The sequence below is a fragment of the Pseudarthrobacter sp. TRD_SC_9 genome, assembly GCF_055361265.1.
Genome location: NZ_CM143956.1, coordinates 1,841,784 through 1,860,639 on the forward strand (window position 1 = coordinate 1,841,784; position 18,856 = coordinate 1,860,639).

Here is an 18,856-nt window from a genome sequence, read left to right on the forward strand (position 1 = left end):
GGGGTAAATTGGAAGCATGAGTCTTGCGCAGGAAATTAACCGCGTTGTAGCCCCCTTCGAAGTCATCAGCGAGTTCAAGCCGGCAGGTGACCAGCCCGCCGCGATCGGGGAGCTGACGGAGCGGATCAGGAACGGCGAGAAGGACGTGGTCCTGCTCGGTGCTACTGGTACCGGTAAGAGCGCCACCACCGCCTGGCTGATTGAACAGGTGCAGAGGCCTACGCTTGTGATGGTCCAGAACAAGACCCTCGCGGCTCAACTGGCCAACGAATTCCGGGAACTCCTGCCCAACAACGCCGTGGAGTACTTTGTCTCGTATTACGACTACTACCAGCCTGAGGCGTACGTGGCGCAGACGGACACCTTCATCGAGAAGGACTCCTCCATCAACGAGGAAGTCGAACGGCTCCGCCACTCCGCCACCAACGCCCTGCTGACCCGCCGGGATGTCATTGTGGTGGCTACGGTGTCCTGCATCTACGGCCTGGGCACGCCGGAAGAGTACATCGCCGGCATGGTCACGCTCCGCAAGGGGGCTGAGATGAACCGGGACGCCCTGCTGCGGAAGTTCGTCGCCATGCAGTACGCCCGCAATGACATGGATTTCCATCGCGGCACGTTCCGTGTCCGGGGTGATACCGTGGAGATCATCCCGATGTACGAGGAACTGGCCATCCGGATCGAGTTCTTCGGAGACGAGATCGAGAACATCCATACGCTCCATCCGCTAACCGGCGAGGTGATCCGGGACGAAGAGGAAATGTACGTCTTCCCGGCCTCGCACTACGTGGCCGGTCCCGAGCGGATGGCCCGGGCCATCAAGCGCATCGAGGATGAGCTCGCCGATCGGCTGCAGGTCCTGGAAAGCCAAAACAAACTGGTGGAAGCCCAGCGGCTTCGGATGCGCACCACCTATGACCTTGAAATGATGCAGCAGATGGGATTCTGCAACGGCATCGAGAACTACTCATCGCACATTGACGGCCGCGCCCGCGGAACAGCACCGCACTGCCTGATTGACTACTTCCCGGACGACTTCCTGCTGGTGATCGACGAGTCCCACGTAACCGTGCCGCAGATCGGCGCCATGTACGAAGGCGACATGTCCCGTAAGCGGAACCTTGTGGACTTCGGCTTCCGCCTGCCCTCGGCGATGGACAACCGCCCGCTCAAATGGGACGAGTTCCTTGAACGCGTCGGTCAGACCGTCTACTTGTCGGCCACTCCCGGCAAGTACGAACTGGGCAAGGCAGACGGCTTTGTCCAACAGATCATCCGGCCCACCGGGCTGATCGATCCCGAAGTGGTGGTCAAGCCCACCAAAGGCCAGATCGATGATCTGCTCGGTGAGATCAAGACCCGGACAGCAAAGAACGAACGCGTCCTGGTCACCACGCTCACCAAGCGCATGGCGGAGGACCTCACTGACTATTTGCTGGGCCATGGCATCAAGGTTGAGTACCTGCACTCCGACGTCGACACCCTGCGCCGCGTCGAGCTGCTCCGCGAACTCCGGATGGGCGTCTTTGACGTCCTGGTGGGCATCAACCTGCTCCGCGAAGGCCTCGACCTGCCCGAAGTATCGCTGGTGAGCATCCTGGACGCAGACAAGGAAGGCTTCCTGCGTTCCTCCACATCGCTGATCCAGACCATCGGCCGTGCTGCCCGAAACGTCTCCGGGCAAGTTCACATGTACGCGGACCGCATCACAGACTCGATGGCGCACGCCATCGATGAGACCAACCGGCGGCGTGCCATCCAGGTGGCCTACAACACGGAAAAGGGGATCGATCCGCAGCCGTTGCGGAAGAAGATTGCTGACATTACCGACCAGCTGGCCAAGGAAGACGCCGACACCCAGGAGCTGCTGAACAACAACCGGTTGGCCAAGGGCGCAAAGCGCGGAAGCAGTTCCAAGGGTTCGGCCAAGGTCAGAGCTGACGGCCTGGCCGCAGCGCCCGCTGAGGACCTCGTAGGCCTCATCGAACAACTCACCGAACAGATGCACGGGGCAGCCGCCGAACTCCAGTTCGAGGTTGCCGCCCGGATCCGTGACGAAGTGAGCGAGTTGAAGAAGGAACTGCGTCAGATGCAGGCCGCCGGGCACGCCTAGGCTACAGTTAACGTCACGTAGGGGAGTATCCCAAGCGCTACGATCGTCAACACGCCAGGCACAGCTGCCAGGCCGGGCGTAGCGGGCCGCCGTTTCAGCACCAAGTGCACAGGCAGGCCGGAGAGACTTACACCGCTAGCCCGTACCCTGCGAAAGGTATTTTCCTGTGCTCGAACTACCCGTCTGGTTTGAGGTCGGCTCGTTTGTCGTCCTTGGCATTATCCTTGCGCTCGACCTCCTCCTGGTCCTGCGCCGCCCGCACGAACCCTCCATGAAGGAGGCCGGCCTGTGGGTAGCGTTCTACGTCAGTCTTGCGCTTGTGTTTGCCGGCGCCATGTTTGCCTTCACCGGCCCTGAATACGGTGGACAGTTCGTCGCCGGCTGGGTGACGGAATACAGCCTCAGCATTGACAACCTGTTCGTCTTCATCATCATCATGGCCCGGTTCTCGGTGCCCCGTAAGTACCAGCAGGAAGTGCTGATGGTGGGCATCATCATTGCGCTGATCCTGCGCGGCATCTTCATCCTGCTCGGCGCCATCGTGATTGAGCAGTTCAGCTGGGTGTTCTACATCTTCGGCGCCTTCCTGCTCTGGACTGCCTGGAAGCAGGCCCAGGATGAGGGTGAGGACGAAGAAGACCGCGAGAACCCGCTGATCGCCAAGATCCGCAAGGTCATTCCCATGTCGGAGAAGTTCGACGGCGGCAAGTTGCGCACCACAGTGGACGGCAAGAGGGTCTTCACCCCGATGCTGATCGTCTTCATCACCATCGGCATGACGGACCTGCTCTTCGCCGTGGACTCCATCCCGGCGATCTTCGGCCTGACGCAGAGCCCCTTTATCGTCTTCACGGCGAACCTGTTCGCCCTGATGGGACTACGCCAGCTGTACTTCCTGTTGGGTGGGTTGATGAACCGGTTGATTTACCTCAAGCACGCGCTGTCCTTCATCCTGGCCTTCATCGGGGTGAAGCTGGTACTGCACGCGATGCACGTCAACGAACTGCCGTTCATCAACGGTGGACATCACATCGAGTGGGCACCGGAAATCCCCACCTTTGTGTCCTTGGCTGTAATTGTTGGCACCATCATCATCGCGGTGGTCGCCAGTCTCCTCAGCTCCAAGGCGAAGGAAGCACACCTGGACTCCCGCTTGGAAGAGGACCTCAAGAAGAGCATGAGCGACACCGAGTAATCACGTGGCTATGCTCAAAGAATGACTACTTCTCTTGCTACGGCGCTGGACCTGAAAAAGGTCCAGCGCCGTACTGTTTTGGTCCTCAGCAGCGCCCAGCTCCTGAGCGGCATCGGAAACGGAGCCACGTTGTCCGTGGGCTCCCTGCTGGCCGTTCAATTGTCCGGTTCAGATGCCTGGGCAGGCTCGGTGACCACCGTCATGACGCTGGGAACAGCCATTGCCGCGATGCCTTTGGCAGGACTTGCCGGACGCCGGGGCCGGCGGGTCGGACTTCTGTCCGGTCTGGTCGCCGGAATGATAGGCGCCCTGCTGGTGGTGGCATCCACGGTCACGGAAACTTTTGTCCTCCTGCTCGCCGGGGCCGCGCTCCTGGGAATCGCCACGGCGGCCAATCTCCAGGCCCGTTTCGCCGCCGTCGATCTTGCCGAAACGGCGCAGCGTGGCAGGTCGCTGGCCATAGTGGTGTGGGCTGTCACCGTTGGCGCTGTGGCTGGCCCCAACCTGATCAAGCCGGGCGCCATTGTGGGTGAGGCTTTGGGTCTGCCGGCGATTTCCGGTCCCTTCCTCTTTTCGATCGCGGGGTTGTTCCTCGCCGCCGTGCTCATCCTGGCCGGGCTGCGCCCCGATCCGCTGCTTTATGCCGCCATGCTGCGTAACGAGAAGCTCGCCGCGGCCGGCTCCGGCCCGCCCGTAGCCAAACGCCAGTCACTGCGGAACGGCGTGCGGGCCATCCGGGAATCGCCCAAGGCCAAACTGGCCCTGATTGCCGTCGTCACGGCGCATGCCTGCATGGCTGCCGTGATGTCCATGACGCCGCTGCACCTGCAGATTCTTGGCGAGCACGGCGTAGGGGGCGGCCATGACCAGTCCGCTGGAGCCGGGACGGATACCTTCGCCCTGATCGGATTTACTATCTCGCTGCATATTGCCGGAATGTATGCGCTATCGCCGGTGATGGGCTGGCTGACGGACCGCGCAGGCCGCATCCCTACCATCTTGCTGGGTCAGGGGCTCATCCTTGCAGCAACGGCTTGTGCGGGATTCGGAGCTGCCACACCGGCATTGGTCACAGTAGGCCTGGTGCTGCTTGGCTTGGGCTGGTCGGCAGCAACCATCGCAGGATCAACCCTCCTCGCAGAGAGCGTCAGCGAGGGGGACAAGGTGCTTGTCCAGGGCGTCTCAGACACTTTGATGAGCGGTGCCGGCGCCGTCGGAGCCGGCTGCGCAGGCCTGGTACTGAGCTGGATTGGATACCAGGGGCTGAATATGGTTGCCCTGGCCATCGCCGGCACCATAATTGCTGTCGTCCTTTCGGTGGCCTTCAGGACAGGGCAGGCAGCTCCCGCCTCAACTGGCAGCTGACCTCGCCATGCCGAGGAGCCGGCCGAAGATCGCCTCGCCGTCATCGGCAATTCCGTCGTGGTGGAAGTCCGCTGTCTCCCAGATCTTCAGTCCGCTTATAGAGCCGGCCGTGGCCAGTGAGATGTCGCGGTCCACATAGATGTCCTCCGTGTAGACGGCGGCGGCCACCGGGACCTCGTTGGCGGCAAGCTGCTCCAGATCGTAGAGCTGCCGCCAGTCGTCTTTTGCCGCCAGGAGTTCTGCCACGCCTTGCAGCGGGCGCAGTGCGGGATCCTGCTCGAAGTACCAGGGGTAGATCATCTCTCCGGTGAGCAGTGTCTCTGGCGCATCTGGTGAGAACTGCGGAAATTCCTCCAGAATCCGCCAGGCGGCCCAGGACGTGGCCTGTCCCTGGCCGTAGATTGATTCATGCATCAGGGCGTAGAGCGGGTTCGCTGCCCGGGAAACCAAGCCGTAGACCTGTTCCAGGAAAGTATCACTGAGCCGTTCGCCGCCGGGCGCCGGCGTAAAAGCGTCCTCCAGGAGATAATGCAGGGCATCCATCCTGGTATTGCCGCCCAGGAAAGCGCCCACCATTTGGAAACGCTCCACGGTGAGCCTGCCGCCGTCGGGCAGGTATTCGGGTGTCTCCTGCAGATGAGCGGCGATCCGGTTCACCATGGCGCGGTCCTGGGGGTAGCGGGCAAAATATTCCGCGTTCCGGGCTTCAACCCGGGCGAACGTTGCCCGGTACACCTGGTCAGCGGATCCCTTGAGGGGCGCCAGTCCACCGGTGATCAGCACCTCGCGCAGTCCCTCCGGGGCGAAGGACAAGTAGCTTAGCGCGCAGAATCCGCCATAGCTCTGGCCGTAGATGCTCCAGGGACCGGAACCCAGGACCGTCCTGATGAGTTCGGCATCGGCCACGATGGAGTCGGCGCGGAAATGCTCCAGATAGGCCGCCTGCGCGGCATCGTCACCCCGCAGGGGAAGGGTGTTGCGGTCCGCAGGTGTGGAGAGTCCGGTGCCGCGCTGGTCCAGCATCAGGATCCTGAAGTGCTTTGCCGCGGCCTTCGCCCAACCAGCCAAGGAGGTGAGGCGGTTGCCGCGACCTCCCGGGCCGCCCTGCAGGTACAGGAGCCAGGGGAGTTGCCCGGCTTCTGCGGGCGTGTGGCTGCTGGATACGTATTCACGGGCAAAGACGGTGATGGTTTCGGAATCGGCTCCCGCGTCGGATCTGCTGAAGTGATCCAGTGGAACCGTGAAATAGTGCTCGGCCGTTCGGAGCCCGCGGAATTCATGGCGGGCGCGCACCTCATGGTCTGCGCCGGCCGGAGGGCCCGGCCGTTTGGCACTTTCAACGGTACCGCCCGGTCCGGGGGACTGCTCAGGCACGGGTGTCAACCGTTGCGCGGCTGCCGACCTGCTGCAGTGCTTCACCGGTGAGCCGGAAAGTTGACCAGCCATCCAAGGGACAGGCACCGAGGTTCCTGTAGAAGTTGATGGAGGGTTCATTCCAGTCCAGGACGCTCCACTCAACGCGGGCGTACCCACGTTCGACGGCGGTCGCGGCCAGATATTCCAGCAGCGCCGTTCCATGCCCTTCGCCGCGGGATTCAGGGGTGACGTAGAGGTCCTCCAGGTAAATACCGTGGACTCCCTCCCACGTCGAATAGTTCAGGAACCACAGCGCGAAGCCCTGGACTTCCCCGGCCGCGTTTTCTGCCATGGTTGCGTAGACGCGCGGGTTGTCGCCGAAGAGGACTTCGGTGAGCATTTCGGGGGTGTTCCGGACAGCGTCCGGTTCCTTCTCGTAGGCGGCCAGATCGTGGATCATCGACAGGATTGCGGGCACGTCTTCTACGGTTGCCGGGCGGATTACACTCATGATGAAAAGCTTACTAGGGCTCCTAGAGCCTGTTGACGTCGATCACCCGGACCACCGCGGTTCCAGTTTCGTCACACTCCGCCAGGTCCACTTCCGCGGAAATACCCCAGTCGTGATTCCCGGCCGGGTCTTCAAAAATCTGCCGCACCTTCCATAGGCCCGGCTCCTCCGTGATGATGAGCAGGCCCGGCCCGCGCGCATCGGGGCCCGTGCCGATGTCGTCGTGTTCATCGAAATAGTCGTCCAGGGCGTCCTCCCAGCGCCCGGCGTCCCAGCCGGAGCCGCCGTCGAGCTCTCCCAGAGCCGCTGCGTCCTCGTCCGCGAAAAGCTCCACCCTGCGGAACATCTCGTTGCGGACCATCACGCGGAACGCCCGGGTGTTCGACGTCAGCGACGGCGGGGGCGGCGGCGGTGCGTCGTGCGGGGTGGGTGCCGCGCCGGAGGTCAGCTCCTCCCATTCGTCCAGGAGGCTGGAGTCCACTTGGCGGACCAGTTCGCCCAGCCAGGCGATGAGGTCTTCCAGGTCTTCGCGCAGCATGTCCTGCGGCACCGTCTGGCGGAGGGCCTTGAAGCAGTCCGCGAGGTACCGGAGCACGATGCCCTCCGATCGGGCCAGGCTGTAGAACTGGACGAACTCGCCGAAGTTCATGGCGCGCTGGTACATATCGCGCACAATCGACTTCGGGGCCAGCTCAAAGTCGCCAATCCATGGCGCGGCGCGGCGGTAGACCTCGAACGCTTCGCCCAGCATCTCCGCCAGCGGCTGCGGGTAGCTGACCTCGTCCAAGAGAGCCATTCGCTGGTCGTACTCGATGCCTTCGGACTTCATCGCGGCCACTGCCTCCCCGCGGGCCTTCTTGAGCTGGGCGGACAGGATCTGGCGCGGTTTCTCCAGCGTGGACTCGATCACAGACACCACGTCCAACGCATACGACGGCGACTCCGGGTCCAGCAGCTCGAGGGCGGCAAGAGCGAAGGGCGACAGCGGTTGGTTCAAGGCGAAGTTAGCCTGCAGGTGGACGGTGAGCCGGACTGTCCGCCCGTCCGGTCCCTGCTGTTCCGGCGGTATACGCTCCACGACTTCAGCGGCCAGCAGCTCACGGTAAATGCCCAGCGCCTTTTTCATGAGCCGCAGCTGCGCAGGCCGCGACTCGTGGTTCTCCGTCAGCAGCCGTCGGGCGGCCGTAAAGGGGTCGCCGGGACGTTCCATCAGGTTCATCAGCATGGAATGGGTCACGGTAAAACTGGACGTCAAGGGATCCGGCACCGATTCGACCAGCCTCTTGAAGGTGGGTTCACCCCATGAGACGAAACCCTCTGGCGGCTTCTTTTTGACTACCTGGCGGAGCTTCTTCTGGTCGTCACCAAACTTGGCCGTGGCCTTCGCCATCGCCTTGACGTTCTCGATCACATGCTCGGGAGCCTGCACCACCACTGTCCCGGCGGTGTCGTAACCGGCCCGTCCGGCCCGTCCGGCAATCTGGTGGAACTCACGGGAGTTCAGCAGCCGGGTGCGGACGCCGTCGTACTTGCTCAGCGCGGTGAGCAGGACAGTACGGATGGGAACATTGATGCCGACGCCCAGCGTGTCCGTTCCGCAGATGACTTTCAGCAGTCCGGCTTGTGCCAGCTGCTCCACCAGCCTGCGGTACTTGGGCAGCATGCCGGCGTGGTGCACGCCGATTCCGTGCCGCACCAGGCGGTTGAGCGTCTTGCCGAAACCGGCCGCGAAGCGGAAGTTGGCGATCAACTCGGCGATCTTGTCCTTCTCCTCGCGTGTACAAACGTTGATGCTCATCAGGGTCTGTGCACGGTCAATAGCTTCTATCTGGCTGAAGTGCACCACGTAGACAGGGACCTGCCGGGTACTCAGCAGCTCTTCAAGCGTTTCGTGGACGGGAGTCTGCTGGTAGTAGTAATGCAGCGGAATGGGACGCTCCACCGAGCTGACGGTGCTGCTGGGACGCCCGGTCAGTTCGGTAAGGCCCTTTTCAAACCTGCTCACATCGCCCAGCGTTGCGGACATCAGGAGGAACTGGGCCTGCGGGAGTTCCAGCAGCGGCACCTGCCATGCCCAGCCACGTTGCGGATCCGAATAGAAGTGGAACTCGTCCATGATGACGGCGCCGAGTTCCGCTGCAGCTCCTTCACGCAGCGCGATGTTAGCCAGAATCTCTGCCGTGCAACAGATGATCGGCGCGTCCTGGTTCACCCCGGAATCCCCCGTGATCATGCCCACGTTGGAGGCCCCGAAGATTTCACACAGGGCAAAGAACTTCTCCGAGACGAGCGCCTTGATGGGTGCCGTGTAGTAGCTGCGCTGGCCCCGTGCCATGGCCTGGAAGTGCGCCGCGATCGCCACGAGCGATTTTCCCGATCCGGTGGGCGTGGCCAGGATGACATTCGCTCCGGTGGCCAGTTCCATAATTGCTTCATCCTGGGCCGGGTACAGGTCGATACCCCGTGACAACGTCCAGTCCAAAAAGCTGGAATAAAGCACATCGGGGTCAGCAGCGGCTGCGGAAGGGAGCTGGTCAACAAGATTCATTGATTTCCAGCTTAGTGCCCCTGTTGGTACAGCACGGCGGGCCGGCAGCGGGTTAAGCTCCGGATAGCGATTAATTACCCGAGGCCAAGGAGCAGGCAGTGAAATGGGATCCCACTAAGTACGTTCAGTTCGGCGACCACCGGAACCGGCCGTTCTTTGATCTCACTGCGCGGATCCACGCCACCGATCCCAGCAAGGTCGTAGACCTCGGCTGCGGGCCGGGCAACCTCACGGCCACCCTTGCCGAGCGCTGGCCTTCGGCCCGGGTAGTGGGCCTTGACTCCTCACCCGAGATGCTTGCCCAGGCGGCCAATCACGCCGGCGCAAACCCCCGGCTGGCGTTTGAACTGGCCGACGCCGGCGCGTGGCTGCCGGATCAGGAAACTGACGTAGTGGTTACCAACGCTGCACTTCAGTGGGTGCCCGGCCATACGGACCTGCTGCCCAAGTGGCTGGAGGCTTTGCGGCCGGGAGGGTGGTTCGCCATGCAGGTCCCGGGAAACTTCGGTGCTCCCTCACACGCATTGATGCGCGAAGTCGCCGCGTCACAGCGGTGGGCCGCCAAGCTCCAGGGCGTGCTCCGGCATGAGGACGTTGTGGCCGAACCTGCCGAATACCTTGAAATCATGCTCGACGCCGGGTGCTCGGCCGATGCTTGGGAAACCAGCTACCAGCAGGTCCTGACGGGGGAGAGCCCTGTCCTCGAGTGGGTTCGGGGCACGGCCCTGCGCCCGGTGCTGGCCGCGCTGACGCCCGAGGAGGGAAGGGAATTTGAACACGAGTATGCCCGGCTGGTGGCTGAGGCTTATCCGCCCACGGTCCACGGGACCGTCTTCCCGTTCCGCCGGATCTTCGCCGTCGCCCGGAAAGCCGGCTGAGCTGTGTCTGGCGTCGGTCCGTTCCCGGGGACCTGGGCACCGAATACCGGCAGCAGCGTCCCGCTTTTCGAGCAGCTGCGGTTGCGGATCATCCAGCTGGCCGACGACGGTACGCTGCCGGCCGGGGCAAAGCTGCCTGCCGTTCGCAGCCTTGCCACTCAGCTTGGCGTAGCGCCCCATACTGTGGCGAGGGCATACAAGGAACTGGAACTGGCCGGGGTAGTGGCAACCCAAGGGCGCAATGGGACCCTGATCACTGCCCGTGACAACCGCCGGGTGGCTTTAGCTGAGGCTGCGGCGCGGTACGCGGCGGCTGCACGGGAGCAGGGGGTTTCCTTCGCGGAAGCAGTGCAGTTGCTCGCGGCTGCCTACGACGCCGGGTAACGGCGGATGTGATCCAGTCAATAGAAATTCGAAGAAGTTTTCGATTAGCATTGGTTCGTGCCTAAAGCCGTAGCTGAAGAAACAGCAGTCGAAGCCATGCCCGGCAACGGGTCCACCCTGAATGCAGCCTCCCATCGCCCTGACCTCACGCGTCTGGTGGTTAAGGGTGCCCGGGAGCATAACCTGCGCAATGTGGACCTGGATCTGCCGCGGGACGCGATGATCGTCTTCACAGGATTGTCAGGTTCCGGAAAGTCATCGCTGGCGTTCGACACCATCTTTGCCGAAGGCCAGCGCCGCTACGTCGAGTCGCTGTCCGCCTACGCCCGGCAGTTCCTGGGCCAGGTGGACAAGCCGGACGTCGACTTCATCGAAGGCCTTTCGCCGGCGGTCTCCATTGACCAGAAGTCCACCAGCAAGAACCCCCGTTCCACGGTGGGCACCATTACGGAGATTTACGACTACCTGCGCCTGCTCTGGGCCCGTGTGGGCCGCCCGCATTGCCCTGTCTGCGGGGAGCCGGTCACCAAGCAAACGCCGCAGCAGATTGTGGACCAGCTCCTTGAACTGGAGGAAGGCACCCGCTTCCAGATTCTGGCCCCTGTTGTCCGCGGCCGGAAGGGGGAGTTCGTTGACCTGTTCAAGGAACTCACCGCAAAGGGCTATTCACGTGCCAGGGTGGACGGCGAACTGGTCCAGCTCAGCGAACCGCCCAAGCTGGGCAAGCAGTACAAGCACACCATCGAGGTGGTAGTGGACCGGCTGGTGGTCAAGGAGGGGATCAGCCAGCGGCTGACGGACTCGGTGGAGACTGCGCTGGGCCTGGCCGAGGGGCGCGTCCTGGCCGAGTTCGTTGACGTCGAAGCAAAGGATCCCGCCCGGCTGCGGGCCTTCTCCGAGCACCTTGCCTGCCCCAACGAACACCCGCTGGCCATTGATGAAATTGAGCCACGGTCTTTCTCGTTCAACAACCCGTTCGGCGCCTGCGCTGTCTGCAGTGGCATCGGCACCCGCCTGGAGGTGGATGAGGAACTGATCATCCCCAACCCCGAGCTCTCGCTGGCCGAAGGCGCCATCGCTCCATGGTCCCTTGGTACCGCCACCACCGAATACTGGAACAGGCTCCTTGAGGGCCTCGCCAAGGAACTCCGCTTTTCCATGGATACCCCGTGGCAGGACCTGGGCTCAGACATCCGCCAGACTGTGCTGCACGGCAAGGACCACAAAGTGGTCGTCCAGTACAAAAACCGCTTTGGACGCGAACGTAAGTACAGCACCGGTTTCGAAGGCGCTATCCAGTATGTGCACCGCAAGCACGGTGAAACCGATTCGGAATGGGCCCGCGACCGGTACGAGGAATACATGCGCCAGATTCCGTGCCCGGCCTGTAACGGTGCCCGGTTGAATCCGGCCTCGTTGTCCGTCCTGATCAACGGCAAATCGATTGCCCACGTTGCCGCGCTACCGCTGCGCCAGTGCGCGGAGTTCCTCAACGAACTGGTGTTGACCGGCCGCGAAGCCCAGATTGCGCACCAGGTCCTTAAGGAGATCCAGGCCCGGCTGACCTTCCTGCTGGACGTGGGCCTTGAATACCTGAACCTGGAACGCCCGGCCGGCACCCTCTCCGGTGGAGAAGCCCAGCGGATCCGCCTGGCAACCCAGATCGGTTCGGGCCTGGTGGGCGTGCTGTATGTCCTGGACGAGCCCTCCATCGGCCTGCACCAGCGGGACAACCGCCGGCTGATCGACACCCTGACCCGTCTGCGGGACCTCGGCAACACCCTCATTGTGGTGGAACACGATGAAGACACCATCCAGGCATCCGACTGGGTGGTGGATATCGGGCCTGGAGCGGGCGAGCACGGAGGCAAGGTGGTTCACTCGGGAACCTACAAGGAACTCCTGGCAAACGAGGAGTCGATGACCGGCGATTATCTCTCCGGCCGCCGAAAGATCGAGGTTCCCGCCAAGCGGCGCAAGTACGACAAAAAACGCGAACTCAAGGTAGTCGGAGCCCGCGAGAACAACCTGCTGAATGTTGAGGCGTCCTTCCCGCTCGGCCTCTTCACTGCCGTAACTGGTGTCAGCGGCTCAGGTAAATCCACCTTGGTCAACGAGATCCTCTACAAAGTCCTGGCCAATAAGCTCAACGGTGCCAAGCAGGTGGCGGGACGGCACAAGACCGTTCAAGGGCTGGAGCACCTGGACAAGGTGGTGCACGTGGATCAAAGCCCCATCGGACGCACGCCGCGGTCCAACCCGGCCACTTACACGGGCGTTTTTGACAATATCCGGAAGCTCTTCGCGGAGACCACGGAAGCCAAGGTCCGCGGGTACCTGCCCGGCCGCTTCTCGTTCAACGTTAAGGGTGGCCGCTGCGAGGCGTGCTCGGGAGACGGCACGCTCAAGATCGAAATGAACTTCCTGCCTGACGTCTACGTGCCCTGCGAGGTCTGCCACGGTGCCCGCTACAACAGGGAAACCCTTGAGGTCCACTACAAGGGCAAAACCATCGCAGATGTGCTGAACATGCCTATCGAGGAAGGCGCGGAATTCTTTGCCGCCTTCTCGCCCATTGCCCGGCACCTTAACACGCTGGTGGACGTCGGTCTGGGCTACGTCCGCCTGGGTCAGCCTGCCACGACGCTGTCCGGCGGGGAGGCTCAGCGCGTCAAGCTGGCGGCAGAACTGCAGAAACGGTCCAACGGCCGCAGCGTGTACGTTCTGGATGAACCCACCACGGGACTGCATTTCGAGGACATCCGGAAGCTCCTGATGGTTCTGCAAGGCCTGGTGGACAAAGGCAACACAGTCATTACCATTGAGCACAACCTGGACGTCATCAAGAGCGCTGACTGGATCGTGGACCTCGGCCCTGACGGTGGTTCCGGCGGTGGCCGCGTTGTGGCAACAGGCACACCGGAACAGCTGGCCAAGTCAACAGAGAGCCACACTGCCGCCTTCCTGGCTGAACTGTTGCACTGAGGACCGCATCCTGGCGGGAAGTATTCCTTTCCGGGAATGCGAGTTTCCGGCATGAGTGCTCTCATGAGAAACTAAGCCGGTGACTTCCTCAACAGTGCCCGTGATTTTCGACCTAGACGGCACTCTTGTCGATCCAGCGGGAGGAATCCAGGACGGAATCGCCACTGCACTTGTTGCTGTGGGCCTGCCCGTGCCCGGACCGGCCGCCCTTCAGTCCATGATCGGGCCGAAGCTTAGTGACGCCCTCCTGAACATTGCCGGAGTTCCAGCTCACCTGCTGGACCAAACCATAGCGCTCTACCGCGCGTACTACCGGTCATCCGGTATCGGACAGGGAACCGTCTACCCGGGCGTCAGGGAACTGCTGGAGAATCTGCTGGCGGCCGGACATCCCCTGGCCGTCGCAACCCAAAAACCCCAGGGCCTGGCTCATGTCGTCCTGGAATATCACGGGCTGAACCGCTACTTCAGCTGCATCCATGGTTCGGCTGACGACGAAACGTTGACTGGCGCCCATCTGGGCAAGAAGGAGATTATCGCCAGCGCGCTGGCGAATCTTTCGACTGCAGAAGCTGTCATGGTGGGGGACCGGGCACAGGACGTCGCGGGCGCGCTGGCCAACGGGATCGACTGCATTGGCGTCCGTTGGGGTTTCGCGGCCGTTGGGGAGCTTGAGGCCGCGGGCGCTGTTGTCACCGTGGACCTGCCATCCGAAGTGCTCCCAGCCGTTGCCAGCCTCACCGGCCCCGCTGCGATTGCCGTTCAGAAGGAGACCAATGGCGCTGTTTGATGCAATCCGCTGGACCACGCGGGGGCTGATTTCCACAACCTGCCGGCCTACCGTCGTCGGCCTGGAGAACGTGCCCAAGGATGGGCCGTTCATCGTGGCACCCAACCACCTTTCCTTCCTGGACAGCGTCATTGTGCAGGCCCTGATGCCGCGACCGGTGGCATTCTTTGCGAAAGCCGAATACTTCACCACTGGTGGCGTCAAAGGCCGCGTGATGAAGTCCTTCTTCGAGGGCGTTGGTTCCATTCCGGTTGAGCGCGGCGAGCAGGCCGCCAGCGTCCAGGCGCTGAGATCACTCCTGGACATCCTGGAGGCAGGCAAGGGGATAGGCATTTACCCGGAAGGCACGCGGTCCAGGGACGGCATCCTCTACCGCGGCCGGACCGGCGTGGGCTGGCTCGCCCTGACCACGGGCGCCCCCGTCATTCCGGTTGGCCTGATTGGCACGGAGAACCTGCAGCCTGCGGACCAAAACTCTGTCAAACCCCAGCACTTCCTGATGAAAGTCGGAGAGCCGCTCTATTTCGACAAGACGGGTCCTGATCACTCGCTGCCGGCGCGCCGCGCGGTTACGGACACGATCATGGACGCGATCGCCGAGCTGACGGGCCAGGAACGGTCCACCAGCTATAACCAGAGCAAGACGATTGACTGACCGGTCCGGCGCACCGGCATGCCCTCAGTAGACTGGAACCGTGGCAGACCCAGCTAGTTACCGCCCCCAGCCGGGCGAGATCCCAACCAATCCCGGGGTTTACCGGTTCCGTGATGCCCAGGGACGGGTCATCTACGTCGGTAAGGCCAAGAACCTTCGTTCCCGGCTGAACAGCTACTTTGCCAACCCTGCCGGCCTGTTGGCCAAGACGCATGCGATGGTGCACGCTGCGAGCAGCGTCGAGTGGACTGTGGTGGGCAGCGAACTTGAGTCCCTGCAGCTTGAGTTTACGTGGATCAAGGAATTCAAGCCACGGTTCAATGTGGTGTTCCGGGACGACAAAACCTACCCCTACCTTGCGCTGACCATGGGTGAAAAGTTCCCGCGCGTCCAGGTCATGCGTGGTGACCGCCGCAAGGGCACCCGGTACTTCGGCCCCTACACCGCCGGGGCCATCCGGGAAACGATGGACACACTCCTGCGGGTCTTCCCTGTCCGGAGCTGCAGCGCCGGTGTATTCCGTCGGGCAGAAGCCAGTGGCAGGCCCTGCCTCCTGGGGTACATCGACAAATGCGCCGCGCCATGCGTGGGACGGATCTCTCCGGAAGACCACCGCGCACTGGCAGAGGATTTCTGCGCGTTCATGGGCGGTGAGGCTACGCGCTTCATTTCGCGCCTGGAAAAAGACATGGCTGCTGCAGTGGCTGAACTCGATTATGAGCGGGCAGCCCGGATCCGCGATGACATCAGCGCCCTGCGCAAGGTTTTTGAACGCAACGCAGTCGTGCTTGCCGAGGATACCGACGCCGACATCTTCGCCCTCCACGAGGACGATCTCGAGGCGGCCGTCCAGGTGTTCCATGTCCGTGGCGGTCGCGTGCGCGGACAGCGCGGCTGGGTGGTGGAGAAGGTTGAGGACTCCACGACGCCGGACCTCGTCGAACATCTGCTGCAGCAGGTCTATGGCGAGGACGATGGGAAGCACGGCAGGTTGCCGCGGGAGGTGCTGGTACCGGTGATGCCCAGCAACAGCGCCGAGCTGGGCGTGTGGCTCGGTGGCCTGCGTGGCGCCCGGGTGGATGTGCGTGTGCCTCAGCGGGGCGACAAAGCCGCCCTGCTCGGCACTGTGCGCGATAATGCCGAGCATGCCCTCAAGCTTCACAAGACACGCCGCGCCGGCGACCTCACGGTCCGCTCGCAGGCCCTGCAGGAGTTGCAGGATGCGTTGGACCTGCCGGTAGCCCTGCTTCGGATCGAATGCTTCGATATTTCCCATGTTCAGGGAACCAACGTTGTGGCCTCGATGGTCGTAGTGGAGGACGGCCTGCCGAAAAAGTCTGACTACCGGAAGTTCTCAGTTACCGGGCCTGCTGCTGCGGACGATACTGCGGCGATGCACGATGTGCTGACGCGCCGCTTCCGGCATTATCTGCAGGACAAAAACGACAAACAGGATGCCCTCGATGCTTCCGTTGGATCAGCCGGCAATACTGATGGCGCCGGTGCTGTCCTTGACTCGACCACCCCTGCGCCGCGGGCAAAGTTCGCCTATCCGCCAAACCTGGTAGTGGTCGACGGCGGAAAGCCCCAGGTTAATGCCGCGGCGCGGGCGCTGGCTGAATTGGGAATTGACGACGTCTATGTAGTGGGCCTTGCCAAACGGCTCGAGGAAGTATGGCTGCCGGACAGCGACTTCCCGGTGATCCTGCCGAGGAGCTCCCAGGGCCTGTACCTGTTGCAGCGCATCCGGGATGAAGCCCACCGTTTCGCCATCTCTTTCCACCGCCAGAAGCGCGGCAAGGCCATGACCGTTTCAGTCCTCGATGGAGTACCGGGCCTTGGCACCTCCAAACGGAAGGTCCTGCTGGAGCATTTTGGTTCTGTCAAAGCCATCAAGGCAGCGCCGGTGGAAGAGCTGACCCGGGTCCGGGGCATTGGACCTTCGCTTGCCGCTGCCATAGCCGGTCATCTTTCGGGTGACCAGCTGGAACCGGCTCCCGCCGTCAACATGACCACCGGCGAAATCATTGAATCTTAGCTAGGGTAAGGAACGGGTCAGGCGCAGCTCGCGCCCGGGCTTGTTGGTATCGCAGAGACATCGCAGAGATATTGCAGAGACGGAGCACGATTAATGGCAGAGACGACGGCGGATTCCGGGACTGAGCACAACGGCCTCAGGCCGGTCAAGCCCCTCGAATCCGAACTGCTCGTGGTCACGGGAATGTCCGGGGCCGGCCGCAGCACCGCCGCCGATGCCCTGGAGGACCACGGCTGGTATGTAGTCGAAAACCTGCCGCCGCAGATGCTCGGAACCCTGGCAGGGTTGGTTTCGCATGCGCCGCAGTCCATTCCCAGGCTGGCCGTAGTGATGGATGTCCGCAGCAAGGGCCTCTTTGCAGATATCCGGGCCTCCCTCGGTGCTCTGGAAGCCAGTGGGGTGAAGTTCAGGGTATTGTTCCTCGATGCCAAGGACGACGTCCTGGTGCGCCGGTTCGAACAGGGCCGGCGCCCCCATCCGCTCCAGGGCGGAGGGCGGATCCTGGATGGCATTGCCACCGAACGTGAAGTACTGAAGGAGTTGAAGGACTCATCTGACCTGGTGTTGGACACATCGAGCCTCAATGTCCACGGGCTCGCGACCGCCATCACGGAACTCTTCAGCGACTCCGGCCCGGTGGCACTGCGGCTCAATGTGATGAGCTTCGGTTTCAAGTACGGCCTGCCGGTGGACGCCAACTACGTCGCTGATGTCAGGTTCATCCCCAACCCGCACTGGGTGCCCCAGCTTCGCCCGCACACCGGTCTCGATAAGCCTGTCAGCGATTACGTCCTCGAAGCTGAGGGCGTCGCCGAGTTCGTGGACCGCTATGTCCTGGCGCTGGAACCGGTGCTGGACGGCTACCGGCGTGAGAACAAGCATTACGCCACGATCGCCGTGGGCTGTACCGGCGGAAAGCACCGCTCGGTGGCGGTCGCCGCTGAACTTTCGAAACGGCTGGCACAGTTTCCGCGGGTCACCGTAACCACCACTCATCGGGACCTGGGTAGGGAGTAATGGGGATGCTGACCGGGCCGCTGCCGCTCATTCCTCCTGCCAAGTCCTCCTCGAACCAACAGTCCAAAGGCCCTACCGTAGTTGCCCTCGGCGGCGGACACGGGCTGTCGGCCTCTCTGTCGGCCCTGCGGCTGCTGACGTCGGAGCTGACTGCGGTTGTGACGGTGGCAGACGACGGCGGCTCGTCGGGCCGCCTGCGCGAGGAATACGGTGTCCTGCCTCCTGGCGATCTGCGCATGGCACTGTCCGCCTTGTGTGACGACACCGACTGGGGCCGCACCTGGCGTGATGTCATGCAGCACAGGTTCCGCCCTGCGAACGGCAAACCGGGCGCCCTGGATGAGCACGCCATGGGGAATCTCCTCATTGTGACTCTCTGGGAATTGCTGGGCGACGCCGTCGACGGCCTCAAATGGGCCGGCGCCCTTCTGGGTGCCCGAGGCCAGGTGCTGCCCATGTCAACCGTTCCACTGACCATCGAAGGCGACATCAGAGTGACAGCCCCGGACGGAGAATGGGCCCTTCAGACTATCAGCGGGCAGGCGCGGTGTGCTGTCGCGGGTTCGTTGGAACGGGTCCGGCTGCTGCCGGAAGCCGCGCCGGCGTGCGTCGAGGCACTGACGGCAATTGAGTTGGCTGACTGGGTGGTGCTGGGACCTGGCTCCTGGTACACCTCCGTCCTGCCGCACCTGCTGCTGCCGGAAATGCGCCAGGCGCTCTGTGACACACCTGCCAAGCGCTGTCTGACCATGAACCTGGCTACCGACACCAAAGAAACCAGCGGGATGACTGCCGCTGACCACCTGTATGCCCTGCGGAATTACGCGCCCGGCTTCAGTGTCGACGTCGTCCTTGCAGATCCTGCCTCAGTTTCGGACAGGGCGGAATTCGAGAAGGCGGCAGGAATGATCGGTGCCGAGGTGGTCTTGGGTAGAGTTGGGGCCGCGGGACGGCGGCCTGTCCATGATCCCTTGCGGCTTGCCGCGGCGTACCACGATATTTTCGGGAACAGTTAGGAAGG

14 protein-coding genes are annotated in these 18,856 nt (G+C 62.8%); 11 read left to right on the forward strand and 3 right to left on the reverse strand.

Annotation, left to right across the window (positions count from 1 at the left end):
* Window positions 1-16: 16 nt before the first annotated feature.
* The 3 genes from uvrB (at window position 17) to ACWA13_RS08635 (ending at window position 4,673) form a co-directional block, all read left to right on the forward strand.
* Window positions 17-2,113, forward strand: coding sequence for an excinuclease ABC subunit UvrB (gene uvrB / locus ACWA13_RS08625; RefSeq protein ID WP_463937706.1), 2,097 nt, complete (start codon window positions 17-19; stop codon window positions 2,111-2,113).
* Window positions 2,114-2,279: 166 nt separating this feature from the next.
* Entirely contained in the window at window positions 2,280-3,308 is a 1,029-nt protein-coding gene (locus tag ACWA13_RS08630; protein ID WP_463937707.1) for a TerC family protein, read from the forward strand.
* A 21-nt stretch (window positions 3,309-3,329) separates the two neighbouring features.
* Window positions 3,330-4,673: an MFS transporter gene (locus ACWA13_RS08635; RefSeq protein WP_463937708.1), complete on the forward strand. Its 1,344-nt coding sequence runs from the start codon at window positions 3,330-3,332 to the stop codon at window positions 4,671-4,673.
* Here ACWA13_RS08635 and ACWA13_RS08640 read toward each other — a convergent pair.
* From ACWA13_RS08640 to ACWA13_RS08650, 3 genes are all read right to left on the reverse strand, one after another.
* Window positions 4,659-5,966, reverse strand: a complete 1,308-nt coding sequence (locus ACWA13_RS08640; RefSeq protein ID WP_463937891.1) for an alpha/beta fold hydrolase — start codon at window positions 5,964-5,966, stop codon at window positions 4,659-4,661. The two genes, ACWA13_RS08635 and ACWA13_RS08640, sit on opposite strands and share 15 nt — an antisense overlap.
* 73 nt (window positions 5,967-6,039) lie before the next feature.
* The gene (locus ACWA13_RS08645) at window positions 6,040-6,540 is read right to left on the reverse strand and encodes an N-acetyltransferase family protein (protein WP_463937709.1); all 501 of its coding nucleotides are present in this window, start codon (window positions 6,538-6,540) and stop codon (window positions 6,040-6,042) included.
* Window positions 6,541-6,562: 22 nt separating this feature from the next.
* Window positions 6,563-9,088 (reverse strand): DEAD/DEAH box helicase, encoded by a 2,526-nt coding sequence (locus ACWA13_RS08650; RefSeq protein ID WP_463937710.1) that lies wholly within the window; start codon window positions 9,086-9,088, stop codon window positions 6,563-6,565.
* Window positions 9,089-9,186: 98 nt separating this feature from the next.
* On the opposite strand from ACWA13_RS08650, the gene ACWA13_RS08655 reads away from it, so the two are divergent.
* From ACWA13_RS08655 to ACWA13_RS08690, 8 genes are all read left to right on the forward strand, one after another.
* Window positions 9,187-9,966, forward strand: a complete 780-nt coding sequence (locus ACWA13_RS08655; RefSeq protein ID WP_463937711.1) for a trans-aconitate 2-methyltransferase — start codon at window positions 9,187-9,189, stop codon at window positions 9,964-9,966.
* A 3-nt stretch (window positions 9,967-9,969) separates the two neighbouring features.
* Window positions 9,970-10,350, forward strand: a complete 381-nt coding sequence (locus ACWA13_RS08660; protein ID WP_463937712.1) for a GntR family transcriptional regulator — start codon at window positions 9,970-9,972, stop codon at window positions 10,348-10,350.
* A gap of 57 nt (window positions 10,351-10,407) precedes the next feature.
* The gene (gene uvrA / locus ACWA13_RS08665) at window positions 10,408-13,335 is read left to right on the forward strand and encodes an excinuclease ABC subunit UvrA (RefSeq protein ID WP_463937713.1); all 2,928 of its coding nucleotides are present in this window, start codon (window positions 10,408-10,410) and stop codon (window positions 13,333-13,335) included.
* 79 nt (window positions 13,336-13,414) lie between these two features.
* On the forward strand, window positions 13,415-14,125 hold the full coding sequence (locus ACWA13_RS08670) for an HAD hydrolase-like protein (RefSeq protein WP_463937714.1): 711 nt from the start codon (window positions 13,415-13,417) through the stop codon (window positions 14,123-14,125).
* Entirely contained in the window at window positions 14,112-14,780 is a 669-nt protein-coding gene (locus ACWA13_RS08675) for a lysophospholipid acyltransferase family protein (RefSeq protein ID WP_463937715.1), read from the forward strand. The genes ACWA13_RS08670 and ACWA13_RS08675 overlap by 14 nt, the downstream gene beginning before the upstream one ends.
* 40 nt (window positions 14,781-14,820) lie before the next feature.
* Window positions 14,821-16,818 (forward strand): excinuclease ABC subunit UvrC, encoded by a 1,998-nt coding sequence (uvrC, locus tag ACWA13_RS08680; protein ID WP_463937716.1) that lies wholly within the window; start codon window positions 14,821-14,823, stop codon window positions 16,816-16,818.
* 93 nt (window positions 16,819-16,911) lie between these two features.
* Complete coding sequence (rapZ, locus tag ACWA13_RS08685; RefSeq protein WP_463937717.1) at window positions 16,912-17,835, forward strand: RNase adapter RapZ; 924 nt, start codon at window positions 16,912-16,914, stop codon at window positions 17,833-17,835.
* Window positions 17,835-18,851 carry a gluconeogenesis factor YvcK family protein gene (locus ACWA13_RS08690; protein WP_463937718.1) on the forward strand — a complete coding sequence of 339 codons (1,017 nt, stop codon included), beginning with the start codon at window positions 17,835-17,837 and terminating at the stop codon, window positions 18,849-18,851. Before rapZ ends, ACWA13_RS08690 begins: the two co-directional genes overlap by 1 nt.
* The last annotated feature ends 5 nt before the right edge of the window (window positions 18,852-18,856 follow it).